This is a genomic window from Listeria sp. ILCC792 (assembly GCF_900186135.1).
GTDB classification, from domain to species: Bacteria; Bacillota; Bacilli; order Lactobacillales; family Listeriaceae; genus Listeria; species Listeria goaensis.
Map to the genome: position 1 here is coordinate 138,123 of NZ_FYBO01000001.1, position 17,357 is coordinate 155,479.

The window sequence follows — 17,357 nt, forward strand, 5'->3', positions numbered from 1 at the left end:
ACAAAGATTGGAAGAGGACTATGCTTAAAAAAATTCTAAAATCGTATGATTATTCGTTAATAGCAGTGTATCTTGTCCTATGTATATTTGGCTTGATTATGGTTTATAGTTCCAGTTGGTCGCTTGCTTATCGGCAAGATTTGCCTGCGGACTTTTACTATTTGCGCCAAGTTAAAAATTTAGTGATTAGCTTGCTATGTTTCGGTTTGTTTGCTTTTTTCCCATACCGAATTTATCAAAACAATAAATTTTTAATTCCGATGATGTTCGGCTCCGTTTTATTACTCTTACTTATTTTTGCGATGGGGCATACGGCAAACAATGCACAAAGTTGGTTTAGACTAGGTACTGCTTCGCTTCAACCAGCGGAATTTGTGAAAATCTCGGTCATCATTTATTTAGCCGCGATTTATGCGAAAAAGCAAAAATACATTGATGATTTTAACCGCGGTGTATTGCCACCTATTTTCTTCCTAGCGGTCGTTTGCTTTTTAATTGCCATTCAACCAGACATTGGATCCGCATTTATTATTTTTATGACAGGCTGCTGTATCATTATATGTTCAGGCATGCGTCTTAAAACAATTTTAAAACTAATTGGGCTTGGACTAGGTATCATTTTAATTTTAAGCGTTATAGTGCTTCTGCTGCCAGATGAAATTCAAAAAGAAATCATTTCTCCGACTAGAATGGGAAGGCTGACAAGTTTCCTTAACCCGTTTATCGACCGAGGCAATACAGGACATCAACTCGTCAACTCGTTTTTTGCCATCGGTTCTGGAGGTGTTTTTGGACAAGGCTTAGGAGAAAGTGTACAAAAACTTGGTTATTTGCCAGAAGCGCATACCGATTTCATTATAGCTGTCATTGCTGAAGAACTAGGCATATTCGGCGTGTTAGTTGTTATTTTCGGACTGTTCTTCATGATTTTTAGAATTATTTTGACTGGATTACGTGCGAACAATCCATTTGGTGCTTTGCTTTGTTACGGGACGGCTGGACTTATTGGCATACAGTCGTTTATCAATTTAGGCGGTGCAACTGGTGTAATTCCAATTACTGGGGTTACATTGCCGTTCATTAGTTACGGGGGCTCCTCGCTAATGGTTATGTCAATTTTAATTGGAATTGTTGCAAACGTGGGGATGTTCACAAACTATCAGCGGAAATACGGAAAACAAGAGGAAATATGATTGGAGAATGAGGCAAAACATGACGAATGTTTTGCCTCATTCTTTCAAAAATATTCGTTTGTTTTGTAGACTTTCTAAAAAATTGGTAGAAAGTAATTTACATCTAGTATGTTTTAATACTATAATTGAATTTATATACCGCTTTTTACATGACAGAATAAACAAAATGAAAAGAGCTTTCTTGTTGTTGATAAAAAGGGTTTAAGCAACCAGAAGGTTATTTTGTGCTAAAAAGGCAGAGTGTTGGTTAGGAGGAGAAAAATGAATAATATTAAAAAAGTATTAGTGGCAAACCGCGGTGAAATTGCAATTCGCGTGTTACGTGCATGTACTGAACTCAGAATCAAGACAGTAGCAATCTATTCACAAGAAGATACGGGAGCATTTCATAGATATAAGGCGGATGAAGCTTATCTCGTCGGAGAGGGTAAAAAACCAATCGATGCCTACTTAGATATCGAAAATATCATTGAAATTGCAAAAGAAGCAGAAGTTGATGCGATTCATCCAGGATATGGTTTCCTGTCTGAAAACATTGAATTTGCGCGCAGATGTGAACAAGAAGGCATCATTTTTGTTGGTCCTAAATCGAAGCATTTAGACATGTTTGGCGATAAAATTAAAGCGAAAGAACAAGCTTTACTAGCTGATATTCCAGTTATCCCAGGAAGCGATGGTCCTGTTTCTGGAATTGATGACGTCGTTGAATTTGGTAAGAAAAACGGTTATCCGCTCATGATTAAAGCTTCTTTAGGCGGCGGCGGAAGAGGTATGCGTGTTGTTCCATCAGAAGAGCATGTAAAGGAAGCCTTTGAACGGGCTGCCTCAGAAGCAAAAGCTGCTTTCGGTAACGATGAAGTTTACGTTGAAAAATGCGTCATGAATCCAAAGCATATTGAAGTTCAAATTTTAGGCGACTCGCATGGCAATATCGTTCATTTGTTTGAACGTGATTGTTCTGTCCAAAGACGCCATCAAAAAGTAGTGGAAGTTGCCCCTTGTAATGCCATCACATCAGATTTACGTGAGCGCATCTGTTCGGCAGCTGTTAAATTAATGAAAAACGTGGATTATCTAAACGCAGGTACAGTTGAATTTCTTGTTGAAGGGGAAGATTTCTACTTTATCGAAGTAAATCCGCGTGTTCAAGTAGAGCACACCATCACAGAAATGATTACTGGAATTGATATTGTGCAGTCGCAATTATTTATTGCAGATGGCTATTCAATGCATGACCAACTCGTTGCTATCCCGCAACAAAAAGATATTCGTATTCAAGGTTCAGCTATTCAATGCCGTATCACAACAGAAGATCCACTTAATAATTTTATGCCGGATACTGGACGAATCAATACTTACCGTTCAACAGGTGGTTTTGGTGTCCGTCTTGATGCGGGGAATGGTTTCCAAGGAACAGTCGTAACACCGTTCTATGATTCACTACTCGTAAAATTATCAACATGGGGTATGACATTTGAGCAAGCACTAAGAAAAATGGTTCGTAATCTAGTTGAATTCCGAATTCGTGGCGTAAAAACGAATATTCCGTTTCTATTAAACGTAGCACGTCACCCAGACTTCATTAGCGGAAACTACAACACATCGTTTATCGACTCAACGCCAGAACTATTTAAATTCCCTCACGTACGCGACCGCGGGACAAAAACCCTGCGTTATATTAGTAACGTCACCGTGAACGGCTTCCCGGGAATTAAGCAAGATGAAAAGCCAGTTTATAATGAGCCACGAGTGCCAAAAATCCCTTACGGACAAAAAATTGAACCAGGTACGAAACAAATTTTAGACGCAAAAGGGCCAGAAGGTGTAGTGGATTTTGTGAAGTCACAAGATGAAGTATTACTCACAGACACCACGCTTCGTGATGCGCACCAATCCTTGCTCGCGACACGCGTTCGCTCTAAAGATATTTTCCAAATTGCAGATGCTATGGCGCATTTGCTTCCAAATATGTTTTCATTCGAGATGTGGGGTGGTGCCACGTTTGATGTCGCTTATCGTTTCTTAAATGAAGACCCGTGGGTACGTTTAGAAACCTTGCGCAAACAAATTCCAAACGTCATGTTCCAAATGTTGCTTCGTGGTGCAAACGGCGTCGGTTACAAAAACTATCCAGATAACGTCATTCGCGAATTCGTGAAACTTTCCGCTCAGTCAGGCGTCGATGTTTTCCGTGTGTTCGATAGCTTAAACTGGATTAAAGGAATGGAAACGTCCATTGAAGCTGTTCGCGATACAGGCAAAATTGTGGAAGCGACAATTTGTTACACAGGTGATATTGATGACGAAACGCGTACAAAATACACAATCGATTATTACAAAGATATGGCCAAAGAATTGGTGGCGCAAGGGACACATATCCTCGGTATCAAAGATATGGCAGGCCTTTTAAAACCACAAGCTGCTTATCGTTTAATTAACGAACTAAAAGATACGGTCGATGTACCAATTCATTTGCACACGCATGATACGAGCGGTAATGGAATTTACACATATGCTGCTGCTGTTAGTGCTGGCGTGGATATTGTCGATGTTGCGTCAAGCGCGATGAGTGGGGCGACGAGCCAACCGAGCATGACAGGTCTTTATTACGGTCTTGTAAACGGGAAGCGCCAAACAAACTTAGATGCGCACAACTCGCAAATTTTAAACCATTACTGGGAAGATGTTCGGAAATACTATAAAGACTTCGATAATGCGCTCAATTCACCGCAAACAGAAGTATATGTACACGAAATGCCAGGTGGCCAATATACCAACTTACAACAACAAGCAACGGCTGTAGGACTGGGCGATCGTTTTGATGATGTGAAGGAAATGTACTCTACGGTGAACCAAATGTTTGGCGATATCGTAAAAGTGACACCTTCTTCAAAAGTTGTCGGTGACATGGCACTCTTCATGGTACAAAACGATTTAACAGAAGAGCTTGTTTATGAAAAAGGAGATACGATTGATTTTCCTGATTCGGTCATTGAATTTTTCCGCGGCGAAATTGGACAGCCGTACGGAGGATTCCCTGAGAAGCTACAAAAGCTCGTATTAAAAGGTCAAAAGCCACTAACCGATCGTCCGGGAGCGCTTATGGAGCCAGTTGATTTTTCTAAAGTAAAAGAAGAATTACAAGAGAAAATGGGCTACGAGCCAACTGAACGCGATGTGATGGCTTACATTCTCTATCCAAAAGTATTCCTTGATTATCAAAAAATGATTGATAAATATGGTAATGTAACAGTTCTTGATACACCAACATTCTATAAAGGAATGCGTCTCGGCGAAACAATTCAAGTGGAGCTTGAAAAAGGAAAAATCCTGCTCATCAAATTGAATTCTATCGGAGAACCAATTGCTGACGGAACACGAGTCATCTACTTCGAATTAAACGGTCAACCACGTGAAATTAACGTGCAAGATTTCAACGTACAAGCGACTGTTGTTGCGCGGCGTAAAATTGATACGACGAATCCGGAACATGTAGGTGCAACAATGACTGGCTCTGTTATCCAAGTTGTTGCGGCTAAAGGACAAAAAGTGAAAAAAGGCGACCCACTTCTCATCACGGAAGCGATGAAGATGGAAACGACCATTCAAGCACCATTTGATGGTGAAGTCAAAACTATCTTCGTATCAGACGGTGATACGATTGAATCTGGCGATTTGTTAATGGAAGTCGCACGCATTTAAGAAAACCTCTAGGGGCATGGCTCGCCATGCCCCTTTTTTATGAAAAAAGGCTTGAAATTACTTTACAAATATTACGTTTTGAGGTAACTTAACATAAGGTGGTTCTCCCACCAAATGAAAGCAGCTTATGCGAAACGGAAGGCGTTACATAAGAAAACATACAAATACATCGACATCCGTAGGCTTCTAACTTGGAGGCGATTTTTATAAGAGAGAGATAAATTGACGAGAATTTATTTACTAAACTTGGAAAGAAGTGTTTTTGTGAAACAAGTATGGGAAGTTTTAAAAGAACAAATTAAATATACTCCGATGATGATTCGTATTTCGCGTTATGAAGACCGAGCGAACTATCAAAGTCACTACTTAGGATTATTATGGGAGATTTTAAATCCGCTAATTCAAGTCGCTATTTATTTCCTAGTCTTTGGTTACGGGTTAAGAGGAAGCTCCACACTTCAAGGGACAGACGTTAGTTTCCTTGAATGGATGCTAGCGGGAATTGTGCCGTGGTTCTTCATTAACAGTGTTGTCATGCAAGGAACAAATAGTATTTTTAATAAAATTCATCTCGTATCAAAAATGAATTTTCCGATGAGCATTTTGCCGAATATTACTATCATCTCGAATCTAATGAGCTATTTTGTGATGACCATCATTATGGTAATCATTTTCTTAGTGAAAGGAACACCTATCAGTATTTACTGGGGGCAATACCTCTATTATTTCGTTTCGATGATTTTATTCTTATTTAGCTTTTCGCTTTTCAATGCGACAATCACTGTCTTAGTACGAGATTACTACATGGCGCTTCAAAGCGTTATGCGCGTTTTATTTTATTTAACTGGGATTGTTTGGAATATCCCGCAACTATTGCCTGAATGGGCTGCTAACCTATTAAAACTAAATCCATTTATGTACATTGTAGACGGCTTTAGAGATTCGCTTCTGCTCGGAAAATGGTTCTGGGAGTCGCCGTCTTATACGATTTATTTCTGGCTGCTCACCTTATTTTTCCTCTTTGTCGGATCAATCTTACACATGAAATTCCGCGAAAGATTCGTTGATTTCGTATAAGGAGCGTTTTGTATGAGTACAAATCTAAAAGTATCTTTTAAGCACGTGTCTAAAGAATACGATTTATTTGCGAGTAAGGCGGAAAGTATGAAAGCTGCCTTCCGTAAAGAGTCCCAAGATTCATTTTGGGCATTAAAAGATGTGTCCTTTACTATTTTTGAAGGGGAGTCAATCGGTATTATTGGCATTAACGGTTCTGGAAAGTCCACGATTTCAAGTATTATGGCTGGTATCGTGCAGGCGACAGAAGGCGAAGTTAAAACAAATGGCGTGGCATCGCTCATTGCAATCAATGCAGGTTTCAAGGGACCACTCACTGGGCTTGAAAACATCCGCCTGAAATGCCTTATGCAAGGATTAACGAACAAACAAATTGAACGTATCCTGCCAGATATTATCGATTTTGCCGACATTGGCGATTTTATCAACCAACCCGTCAAAAACTATTCAAGCGGCATGCGCTCACGCCTGGGATTCGCTGTATCGGTTCATATTGACCCGGATATTTTAATTATCGATGAAGCTCTTTCTGTCGGGGATGACACATTTTATCATAAGTGTGTGAATAAAATCGAGTCGTTTAAAGCAGAAGGGAAGACGATTGTTTTTGTGAGTCACTCCTTAGAGCAAGTGAAAAAGCTATGTGACCGTATTATTTGGATGCATTACGGTAGCTTAAAGGAAATTGGCGCAGCAAATGAAGTGGCGGAGTCCTATGAGTCGTTTGTAAAATGGTTTAATGAACAATCGAAATCGTTTAAGAAAGCCTACCAACTAGAAATGAAAGCAGCACAAAAAAGCCGTCCTGAAAAAATTCATGAGAACCCAGCTTTTAGTGAACAAAAAGTAAAAGCAAGCGATAAATGGCTACTCGTTTCGGGCGTAGCTTGTCTGGCTCTTTTTGGAACTTTAGTTGCGACAGGACATTCATTTTTAGGTTTATTTTAAAAGAACAGCTGAACCATTTTGGTTCAGCTGTTCTTTTTATAGAAGCCGATCGGTTTGATCAATATAAATCATTTCTTTCAAGAAATCTTTGTAGTAATCCGATTCGAAATGTGAAAAGGAATGCCCAAATGGATAGTAATAATCACCAATATAGCCTTTGTTCGTGAAATCAATGACACGAACGTTTGGTGCTTTCAACAAGAAGTAGTTATTTAAACGGTCCCATAAATACTGTGCTTTTTGAATAGCCATTTTATTTGGATAAACTGTTTTTTTCCCAACTTCATCATAATACTCACAGGTGAAGCCGCCTTTATTCAAGATAATCCGGTTTTCAGGAATAATTGTCGTAAGTTCTTCAATAAAACGATCGGCATAATGCGTCCATTCGTTAAAAAATTCTTCATCATTCAAATGCGTCATCATTCGGTGACAAGGTAAATCATCAGCAATGTGGCTACCTTCAACAATGTAGGAAAAAGTAATGGCCGTTTTATCATTCAACCACATAACAGGGCGAATAGCATCGGCATATAAATCAATAATAAAATAATCCGGTTTTGCTTTTTTTAGCCGCTTAAAGAAATCCTTCTTAAAGTCGTCTTTCATATAAGTCATATCAAAATGAGTGATTTCATCCTTATACTTATTAAAATCCACTTTTTCATCAAAATCTTCCGTCATAATGCTTATGAGCGAGGAATGCATTTGCGTAAGAGCAACATGAAAGAAAGACTTATACTCTGGATTAAAATAAGGGGAGGAGTTAAACGCATTGCGACTAAAGCAAGTTCCCAGTACAGCGATATTTTTAGCTTGTCCTTTGCTCGTTGGACTTGGAGCAATTCGAATATATAAATTATTTCTAGACATTTTAGCTAATTTAAAATCAAATGCTTTTTTGGGAGCCGTTTGTAATTTATTCTCAAATTGAATACTTTCAGGCACATAAACAGGAAAATCAGGGAAACCATCAAGACGAATAAATGCATCCCAAATTTGATATGGCTTGAAAGTATCGAACGGAAATAAATTCGCTTTATTTACTTTTACATGATAGGACGATAACCAGTTTGTTTTAAAAGGAAAAATCAGCTCTTCTAAATACTCAAATTTCAAGAATTTCTTATCGCGCCGTTTTAAAACAAATTTGCCATTCTTTAGTGAGTGTTGGCTTTCAAATTTAAACGATAGCTCTTTTGAACTCTCAGAAAAACTCTGTATTTGCACTTCTTGCTCCACTTTTTTGATAAAATAAAAAGCCAACCGATTTGAGCCAGTTTTATAAAAAGAAATACTCGTGTAAGGAATTGCATCCGGAAAAACAGTTTGATCCACATTGTTTTTCAAAGATTCGGCTAAATCTAAGTACATAGGATGAGATTCTTGGCCAGCAGTTTTTACAACTAAAAAGCAGTCTAAATTATTTAAATCATCTACTAAGAAAGCATAATCTAATCTATCAAAAGAAATGTCAAAGCTAAAATTCTGATTTTTAATATCAAAAAGTTCGAATTTTTGTACATGTTCAAAATAGTTATAGAGGGTAGGGTTAGGACGTCTTTTAATCACCAACTGCAATTTCAAGTTTTGTCTAGCCCAGTTAAAAGCATCTGCTTGAATAGAACCGGAACCACTAAAACCATTTTTGGTTAAAGTAAATGTTTCTAATATGGCCTGAAATGGCTTAGGCGTTGCGACTAGAATAAGCTTACTCGTTGAAAGATTAAACTCAAATTCAAAAAAGCTATCAGCATCTTTTAATGTATCTACTTGGCTGATGTCATTCGTTTGAACGATAGCTTCGCCTCGACTTGTATGGCATAAAAATGTCCAATTTGTTTTTCGGTCGTGAAGTGATTGTTTAGAGAGTAAAGCAAAAGGGACTTCTATTTGATAGAAACCATCTGCAAAAGCGGTTTTTAACTCAAATGACTTCGCCGGATGGATAAACTGGTTTTGTTGCTTATAAACTGCAGAAACAGTTTGAATGTCTACAGAACTTTTTAAATCAATTAACCAAGATTGTGTTTCTGTAGAGGTAGTAATTTTAGCAGCGATAACTTCCATGCGTATTCTCCTTTTCATTGTAATGCTCACATAAAATATTGTACCATAAAAAGAAAAATTTAAATCTTTCATTGCTTAAAAAGTGTATATTTTTTGTCGAAAGATGTTTCGATTTCTTTACAATTCTATTTTTTGACCGCAAGCGCTGTAATATATGTTATAACTAAAAAGTACCAAAGTAAACAAGGAGGAGATTTTAATCAAACATAGAAGTAATCATTGGCGATTTTTGATTTGTTTAGCTCTTATGTTGCTATTCATTCTGCCTGTGACAGAAAATGCTCAAGCTGCTACGTCATATAGTACGTATTATGCGCCAAATACAATTAATTTGAGAGCAAGCAGAACGTTTGATAGCAAAACGATTGTTCAAATTCCGAAAAATGCATCCTTTAAGGTGCTTGATGGATCAAAGGACAAAAATGATTGGGCAGAGGTCACATATAAGTCATATAAAGGATATATGCAAACGCGTTATTTCGCGAATACAAATCCAACTAAAACATACACGACTTACTATGCGCCATCAAATATCAATTTGCGTGAAAATCGAACATTTGATTCAAAAACGATTGTCGTTATTCCAAAAAATGCATCGTTTATTGTTGAAGACAACTCCGCAGATGGAAATAATTGGGTACGAATTATGTATAATCAAAAAGAGGGTTATATGGAAAAACGCTATTTAACGTTGTATAATCCCTCGAAAGGTTACGGCACATATTATGCGCCGAGCCCGATTAATTTACGTAAATCAGCAACTTTTGATTCAGCAACGGTAACTCAAATTCCAACAAATGCATCTTTTTCTGTGGAAGACAACTCAGCAAATAGTGCGGGATGGGTGCGAATTATTTATCAAGATAATATCGTTGGTTATATGCAGCAACGTTATTTAAGTGGCTATGATCCTCGTAAGACATACAACGATTATTATGCTTCTGATGTAGTAAATCTGCGATCAGGTCGTGATTTTTCAACAAGCGTTTCTTACGTGGTACCAAAAGGACAAGTCATGTATGCTTTGCAAGGATCAACAGATAGCAATGGCTGGACAGAATTTCAAGCAAATGGTCGAAAAGGTTATATGCAATTGCGATATGTTACAGCTAAAATTCCTAATGCCACATATGTTAATTATTATGCAATTAACAATGTTAATTTAAGAAATAAACAAGACTATAATTCACCAACCACCGTAACGATTCCTGCGAATCAACCTGCACTCGTTAATAAGGCTGATATCGGTAAAGAATGGGTGCGTGTAGTGTATAACAATATTCCTGGTTATACGAAGTTAGGATACTTGTCTAATGGGGCTCCTATCCAAAAACGTTATTACACGACAACTTATCCTACAACGTTTTCAAGCATGCTTGATACAAACATGAGGCTAACTCCGCAGACGGATAAAAAACCAAGTCAAATGTATATTTCAAGTGATGGAACATCTGTTACAGGCACAAGCGGCAAAGTTACGGCTACTAACATTTCAGTTAGAAGTGCCGCTAATACCAATGGTTTTGTTGTAGCAACGTTGAAAAAAGATCAGACATTTACCGTTTTAAATACGATAACTGATAGCAACAAGAAGAAATGGTATCAAGTGAACTTTTCGAGACAATGGTTTAATGCCAATCGAACTGATACTGCCTATTATTTAAATCCTAATAATTTTAGTAAAAACTCAGCAAGCTACTTGCAATTTCTTATTTTGTCGAAGCCAGCAAACATTGATCCAGCAGAGGTTAATCGAACGGTCTTAGCTGGAAAAGGAATACTAGCGAATAAAGCAACTAGTTTCCAAACTGCGGCTCAGCAAAATAGTGTTAGCGAAATTTATTTGCTGGCACATGCGCTTCTAGAAACAGGTAATGGTACATCTCAATTAGCAAATGGTGTAGTTGTGAGCAGCGTAGATGGCAAACCTGTTACACCTAAAAAGGTGTATAACATGTATGGCATTGGAGCTGTTGATAGCGCGCCACTTCAAAAAGGCTCAGAACGCGCCTATAAAGAAGGTTGGGACACACCTGAAAAAGCGATTATAGGTGGAGCTAAATTTATTGGTGATAAGTACATTAATGCAGGTCAAAATACGTTATACAAAATGAGATGGAATCCAGCTACTCCAGGTACTCATTTGTATGCAACTGACATTGCTTGGGCATACAAGCAAGTGAATACAATGAATCAAATTTATAGCAAGCTTACGCGTTACACCCAAGAATTTGATACACCAATTTATAGGTAAACAAAAGGCCAAGGGTATTATTACCTTTGGCTTTTCATGTTGTATTTTTATAGTAGAAGTTGATTAAAAAAGTTTATTTTGCTATATTAATAGATAGTTTGAAAAGGAGGATGGTTTTTTGAAGAGCAAAAAAAAGATGTGGTATCTTTTCTCTATTTTTATCGGATTTATTTGTTTATTAGGCTTTTATAAATTTGATATCATTAGTTTTTTAGTTATCTTTTCCTTTGGAGCAATGCTTTTTTTATGCATACGACAATTGGAACATCTCACATTTAATTGGCTAAAATGCGTGGGTAGCATTTTGATAGCTGCATTTTGGTTAGCATCTACATATTTAGGAAATTTATCGTCTCACACAATAATAAGCTTTATCTACATATTAGGGGCATTTTACTTTTTAACAAATTTATTTTACTTACTTTTACTTGAACTTGCTCATCCGTTCTCACCTTTAGTTAAGAGTCGAATTAAAAAATATGAATTAGCCATATATGCCGGCATACCTTTTGTTTCATGGATGTTTTCATTTTTAGCTTATTTTCCAGCAAAAATGACTTTTGATTCTTATTATCAATGGGCAATGGCACATGATGTTAGGCAGTATAGCGCATGGCATCCGCTACTACACACCTTATGGGTGGAGTTCACATCTAATATTTATAATTCTCCAGCTAGTTATATTTTCACTCAAATCGTCGTAGTGGCACTTATTGTTGGCTATGCCATCTATTCGTTAACGAAATTAGGTTTACCGAAATTTTTAGGATATTTACTTGTTTTTGGCTACGCGCTTTGGCCTGTTATGATGTTATACAGTGTGACAGCGTGGAAAGATATTCCGTTCGCGGCATTCATTCTATTATTCACAACATTATTAGCAAAAATTGTTGCTTCAAACGGTACTTGGTTGAAAAAAACACTTAATCTTACTGCACTTATTTTAGTAGCTTTTGTAACAATTAATTTAAGAAATAATGGTGTATTTATTGTCGTCGTTACTTTGCTTCTTTTAGTCATTTTTATGAAGGGATTCAGAATCCGAACGGGCCTTGTGTTTGTTATCGTTATGGCAATGAATTTGCTTTTCAATGGTCCGGTTGCAAATGCACTAAATGTGCAGCAAAATCCGTTAAACCAAGCTTTAGCGATTCCGTCACAACAAATTGGTGCAACTTTTTATTACAACGGTCAGTTTACAAAAGAATTAAAGGACTATTTTACTGAAATTTTACCTGAAGAAAATTGGAAAAAAGACTATAATCCTTATACGGTTGACCCAATTAAACATGATGCAGCTTATAACTCTGCGCCTATTGATGCGGATTTTGGGCTATACATTAAAAACTGGGCGAAGTTAATGACGGATAATTTTGGGATTTATGTAAAATCATATTTGGATCAAACTAGTGCGATTTGGCGTTATCAGTCGCCAGACAACTATTCAGTCTTTTTCGGTTCAACAGCAAAATTACAAGATATTAATTATGATATTCGAACATTTGCGATAATGACAAATACGCCGAATGATGTTGAAAAGGTTAACCGGGCAGGGTACGAACGCTATATGAATGAGCTTAAGTCTGTAGGTGTAGACAGCAATCTTTCTTATGAAGATTACATTAAAAATAGTGTTGAGCCATCTGCTAAACCGCTATATTCCGACTCTAAATTTACAAGCTATGACAATTTTTTAAACCAACTTATGGAAAAAGTTAGAACGGATTGGCAAAATATTTTACTTAAAGGGGCAATTCCGTTATTGCTACTTCTAATTGCATTTGTTTCAAATCTTGGTAGGGGCAGAAGATTAAGTTGGCTACTTTTTGTACCAGCGTTTCTAGCTGTTGCAACAATTGCTGTTGCGATGCCAGCGACAGACTTTAGATACAGTTTTAGCTTCATTTTCACAGTGCCTTTCCTATTTTTTGTTGCAAAGCTAAACTTGGAAAAAAATTAGAATTATTTGGAGGCAAAGAAAAACATGGAAAAAGTGGCTGTTTTAATCCCTTGTTACAATGAAGAAATTACTGTAGGAAAAGTAATACGGGATTTTAAGCAAGAATTACCAAATGCTGACATATACGTATACGATAATAATTCAAGCGATCGAACAGTTGAAATTGCGAAAGAAGAAGGTGCAATTGTACGTTCGGAAGTTAGACAAGGAAAAGGGAATGTTGTTCGAAGCATGTTCTCAGACATAGATGCAGATTACTATGTGATGATTGATGGCGATGATACATATCCTGCAGGAGCTGTGCACGAAATTTTAGACGTTCTAAGAAATAACGAGGCTGATATGGTCATTGGTGACCGTTTAAGTAATGGAACGTATTCGAGCGAAAATAAGCGGAATTTCCATGATTTTGGGAACAATTTAGTGCGCAACACGATTAATAGTATTTTTAAGAGTAATATTCGTGATATCATGACAGGCTACCGTGGCTTTAATCGGTATTTTGTAAAGACAATGCCAGTACTAAGCCCAGGGTTTGAAATTGAAACAGAAATGAGTATTCATGCGCTAGAAAATCGTTTTTTACTTAAAGAGATTCCAATTGATTACCGTGACCGCCCTGAAGGAAGCGAATCGAAACTGGATACATTTTCTGATGGGATGAAGGTAATTAGTACTATTATACGCTTATTTAAAAATAGCAGACCGTTTTTGTTCTTTGGCATTTTGGCAGCATTGTTCCTAATTATTGGCATAGCCGTAGGTATTCCAGTGCTTGTTGGTTTTGCTAAAACTGGGTTAGTTTTGAAGTTCCCTAGTGCTATTTTAGCTGTAGGCTTAATCATTCTAGCTATGTTATTTTTCATTTGTGGACTTATTTTAGATACAATTCAACATCGAAATAAACAAATTTATTTTTTAGAGTTAGTAAAATATAAAGAAAAAGCAACACGAAAAACGACTTAATTACATATTAAGTCGTTTTTCATATTAATAATCAGAAAAAACGGATTTTTAAAACATAAAGACCTATTGAAGTTTTGTTGTTGAGGCGCTAGAATGGAATGTATAGTAATCATTTTTGATTACAAATTTAATAATAGAAAGGATGCGCTATGAAAAAAAGAAATTGGGTTGTTATTCTGCTTGGAATATTTTCTCTGATGTTATTTTTTGTGAATCCGGAGAAAGTTTTAGCAGAATCTGGGGACAGTGGTATTGGAGCAAATGAAATTTTAGATAAAGAAGTTAACGAAAAGGTGTATACCCCAAAACAACAAACTGAGGAAGAAAAAGATGAGAATAAGCAAAAGCCTGTCGAGGAAGAACAGGGCCAAATGCTTTTTCGTTCTGCACTTCCAGGAGTATCCGCGACGTCTCTTTCTACGCTAAATCAGCATATCATTAACCAAAACTATCCGAAAGCAACTATTCAACAACAAATCAAGAATTTTGATCGCTTTGCTTATCAGGATGGTGTTGGGAAGCCTCGAGGTATTGTTATTCATGAAACGGCTAATGATAATTCAACGATTACGCAAGAAATCAATTATATGACGAACAATTGGCAAAATGCATTTGTCCATACGTTCGTAGATCATAATCAAATTATCGAAATCCATCCAACTGATTATGCAGTTTGGGGAGCTGGACCGAAAGCAAATCCATATTTTGTGCAAGTTGAGCTAGTACGTGAACGAACAGCAGATGGTTTTTACCGCTCTGTTTATAATGATGCTTACTATGCGGCTTATATTTTAAAGAAGTATAATTTAGCACCAGTAAATGCCCATAATACAGGTAGTGGAACGGTTTGGTCTCATGACGCTGTATCACGTTACCTAGGTGGTACGACACACAGTGATCCGGTTGGATACTTTTCAAGATGGAACTATTCATTTAATGAGTTTTTCCAATTGGTTCAGTATTTATATGATCGTATGGATGTAACTTACTATGCTTCTTCGCCAATTAATTTAAGAGCGGATGCAAATTGGTCTTCCAAGACGGTAGCAACAATTAAAATTGGTGGTTCGATGAAAGTTGATCCAGCTAAAAGTAAGAATGGCTGGGCGTATGTCAATTATAATGGAACGATTGGATATATTCCTTATGCATACATTCAAACACAGAACACCTTTAAAACGGTTTATGCAAAAGATAACTTGAATTTACGTTCTGATTCTAGTTGGAGTTCAAGCGTATCTGGCGTTGTTCCGGCAGGGAAAGCTATTGTGGCTAACTCATCAAAGAATAAAAATGGTTGGTCATATGTCACGTATGTCACGAGTACTGGAAACATTTCTGGCTATATTCCAGCTGCTTATTTTCAAGATACAAACCCATTGAAAACCTATTATGGGAAAAATGATCTTAATTTAAGAGCTGACAGCAATTGGGGTTCAAAAGTTGCGATAACAGTACCGGTAGGAAAAGCGGTTGTTGTGAACAGTGCGCTCGCTAAAGATGGCTGGTGGCATGTTACGTACAACGGCGTTTCAGGATACATGCCAGGAAGTTATTTGCAAACTACAAACCCGATTGCCACTTACTATGGCAAGGATAATTTGAATCTTAGGGCAGATAGTAGCTGGGATTCAAACGTCACCACAACTGTTCCGGTTGGTGAAGCCGTAACTGTAAACTCTGCTTTAGCCAAAGATGGTTGGTGGTATATCACTTATAAAGGTGTTGCAGGGTATTTGCCGGGGACGTATTTGCAAACAACGAATCCGATTCGTTATGCTTATGCTAATGATTTGCTAAATGTTCGCGCTGACAGCAATTGGAGTTCTGCGATTAGTGTCGTGGTGCCAGCTGGTGAAAAAGTGCAAATTAATGATTCTAAAGAGAAAAATGGTTGGGCCTACATGACATATGCTGGGAAATCAGGATATTTGTCTGAGGCATATGTTTCAAAAGAGAATAAATATACAGCTTACTATGCGATAAATGCGATTAATTTAAGAGCCGATAGTAACTGGAATTCTGCCGTTGTTGGTGTGATTCCTGCTAGAGCAAAAGTGGCTGTAGATTTAAGTAAAACTAAAAATGGTTGGTTATATGTGACCTACAATAATTTAAAAGGTTACATTCCGGAAGTTTATTTAAGTAAATAAATAGTGAATCCTCAAGGGGGAGACGATAAGTCGATACCTTGAGGATTTTTTTGAACAAAAATAGAGAAGGTCGGGATTCCGATCCTTCTCTATACGATAGTTGTGAATTAAGAATTCTTTTTCTTGCTTGTAGCCTTATCGTCTTTATGCATTTCAAGATAAAGCTTATCGACTAATTGACGTACGTTATCTTTAATTTCAGGGTGTTCTAAAGCAAATTTCATTGTTGTTTCGATAAAACCGAATTTATCACCAACATCAAAACGTTGCCCTTCAAAATCATACGCGAAAACACGTTGGATTTCATTTAAGCGATTAATCGCATCGGTTAACTGGATTTCTCCACCAGCGCCGGGTTCTTGTGTTGCTAAATAATCAAAAATCTGAGGTGTCAATAAATAACGACCTAAGATTGCTAAATCAGATGGTGCTTCATTTGGATCAGGCTTTTCAACAAAACCTTTTACATTAAATAAACGATCGCTCATCTTATCAGCAGGATCAATAATTCCATAACGATATGTTTCTTCGTGTGGAACTGTTTGAACACCAATGACCGAACTATGAGTATGCTCATACTGGTCGATAAGTTGTTTCACACAAGGAACTTTAGACTTAACAATATCATCGCCTAGCATGACAACAAAAGGTTCATTACCAACAAAACCCTTTGCTTGTAAAATGGCGTCACCTAACCCTTTAGGTTTAGATTGTCTGATGAAATGCAAGTTAATATTTGTTGTTTCTTCCACAAGGTGGAGTAATTCAAGTTTGTTCTTTTCTCGTAATGTTATTTCAAGTTCAGGAACAGAGTCAAAGTGGTCTTCAATCGCACGTTTTCCCTTACCTGTAACAATTAAAATATCTTCAATTCCTGAGGCCATCGCTTCTTCAACAATAAATTGAATCGTAGGCTTATCTACAATAGGTAAAATCTCTTTTGGCATAGCTTTTGTAGCAGGTAAAAATCTAGTCCCTAATCCTGCAGCTGGAATAACAGCCTTTCTTACTTTCATCTCGAAACCTCCAATAAA

At 37.1% G+C, this 17,357-nt stretch carries 10 protein-coding genes; 8 read left to right on the forward strand and 2 right to left on the reverse strand.

The features are described from left to right. Nucleotides 1-20: 20 nt before the first annotated feature. The 4 genes from ftsW to CFS60_RS00740 all read left to right on the forward strand — a co-directional run bounded on the left by ftsW (nt 21) and on the right by CFS60_RS00740 (nt 6,920). Nucleotides 21-1,193 carry a putative lipid II flippase FtsW gene (gene ftsW / locus CFS60_RS00725; protein WP_088815152.1) on the forward strand — a complete coding sequence of 391 codons (1,173 nt, stop codon included), beginning with the start codon at nt 21-23 and terminating at the stop codon, nt 1,191-1,193. Between the two features lie 261 nt (nt 1,194-1,454). Then, entirely contained in the window at nt 1,455-4,895 is a 3,441-nt protein-coding gene (pyc, locus tag CFS60_RS00730) for a pyruvate carboxylase (protein WP_088838690.1), read from the forward strand. Between the two features lie 264 nt (nt 4,896-5,159). Continuing rightward, complete coding sequence (locus tag CFS60_RS00735; protein WP_088809062.1) at nt 5,160-5,972, forward strand: ABC transporter permease; 813 nt, start codon at nt 5,160-5,162, stop codon at nt 5,970-5,972. A 12-nt stretch (nt 5,973-5,984) separates the two neighbouring features. Further along, nucleotides 5,985-6,920, forward strand: coding sequence for an ABC transporter ATP-binding protein (locus tag CFS60_RS00740; protein WP_088838691.1), 936 nt, complete (start codon nt 5,985-5,987; stop codon nt 6,918-6,920). Nucleotides 6,921-6,956: 36 nt separating this feature from the next. Here CFS60_RS00740 and CFS60_RS00745 read toward each other — a convergent pair whose 3' ends face one another. Further along, nucleotides 6,957-8,990, reverse strand: coding sequence for a DUF6270 domain-containing protein (locus CFS60_RS00745; RefSeq protein ID WP_088838692.1), 2,034 nt, complete (start codon nt 8,988-8,990; stop codon nt 6,957-6,959). 247 nt (nt 8,991-9,237) lie between these two features. Between CFS60_RS00745 and CFS60_RS00750 the strand changes: the two genes are divergently transcribed. The 4 genes from CFS60_RS00750 (at nt 9,238) to CFS60_RS00765 (ending at nt 16,323) form a co-directional block, all read left to right on the forward strand. Further along, nucleotides 9,238-11,244: an SH3 domain-containing protein gene (locus CFS60_RS00750; RefSeq protein WP_088808693.1), complete on the forward strand. Its 2,007-nt coding sequence runs from the start codon at nt 9,238-9,240 to the stop codon at nt 11,242-11,244. 304 nt (nt 11,245-11,548) lie between these two features. Next, nucleotides 11,549-13,204: a DUF6020 family protein gene (locus CFS60_RS00755; protein WP_159458284.1), complete on the forward strand. Its 1,656-nt coding sequence runs from the start codon at nt 11,549-11,551 to the stop codon at nt 13,202-13,204. A gap of 24 nt (nt 13,205-13,228) precedes the next feature. After that, nucleotides 13,229-14,170, forward strand: a complete 942-nt coding sequence (locus CFS60_RS00760) for a glycosyltransferase (RefSeq protein WP_088808695.1) — start codon at nt 13,229-13,231, stop codon at nt 14,168-14,170. A 149-nt stretch (nt 14,171-14,319) separates the two neighbouring features. Beyond that, nucleotides 14,320-16,323, forward strand: a complete 2,004-nt coding sequence (locus tag CFS60_RS00765) for an SH3 domain-containing protein (RefSeq protein WP_117584596.1) — start codon at nt 14,320-14,322, stop codon at nt 16,321-16,323. Between the two features lie 107 nt (nt 16,324-16,430). Here the strand turns inward: CFS60_RS00765 and galU are convergent, their stop codons facing one another. After that, nucleotides 16,431-17,339, reverse strand: a complete 909-nt coding sequence (galU, locus tag CFS60_RS00770; RefSeq protein WP_088808696.1) for a UTP--glucose-1-phosphate uridylyltransferase GalU — start codon at nt 17,337-17,339, stop codon at nt 16,431-16,433. Nucleotides 17,340-17,357 lie beyond the last annotated feature (18 nt).

Coding starts and splice junctions, on each gene's coding strand:
- ftsW (WP_088815152.1), top strand. CDS start 21: ATGCTTAAAAAAATTCTAAAATCGTATGATTATTCGTTAATAGCAGTG.
- pyc (WP_088838690.1), top strand. CDS start 1,455: ATGAATAATATTAAAAAAGTATTAGTGGCAAACCGCGGTGAAATTGCA.
- CFS60_RS00740 (WP_088838691.1), top strand. CDS start 5,985: ATGAGTACAAATCTAAAAGTATCTTTTAAGCACGTGTCTAAAGAATAC.
- CFS60_RS00745 (WP_088838692.1), bottom strand. CDS start 8,990: ATGGAAGTTATCGCTGCTAAAATTACTACCTCTACAGAAACACAATCT.
- CFS60_RS00750 (WP_088808693.1), top strand. CDS start 9,238: ATGTTGCTATTCATTCTGCCTGTGACAGAAAATGCTCAAGCTGCTACG.
- CFS60_RS00760 (WP_088808695.1), top strand. CDS start 13,229: ATGGAAAAAGTGGCTGTTTTAATCCCTTGTTACAATGAAGAAATTACT.
- CFS60_RS00765 (WP_117584596.1), top strand. CDS start 14,320: ATGAAAAAAAGAAATTGGGTTGTTATTCTGCTTGGAATATTTTCTCTG.
- galU (WP_088808696.1), bottom strand. CDS start 17,339: ATGAAAGTAAGAAAGGCTGTTATTCCAGCTGCAGGATTAGGGACTAGA.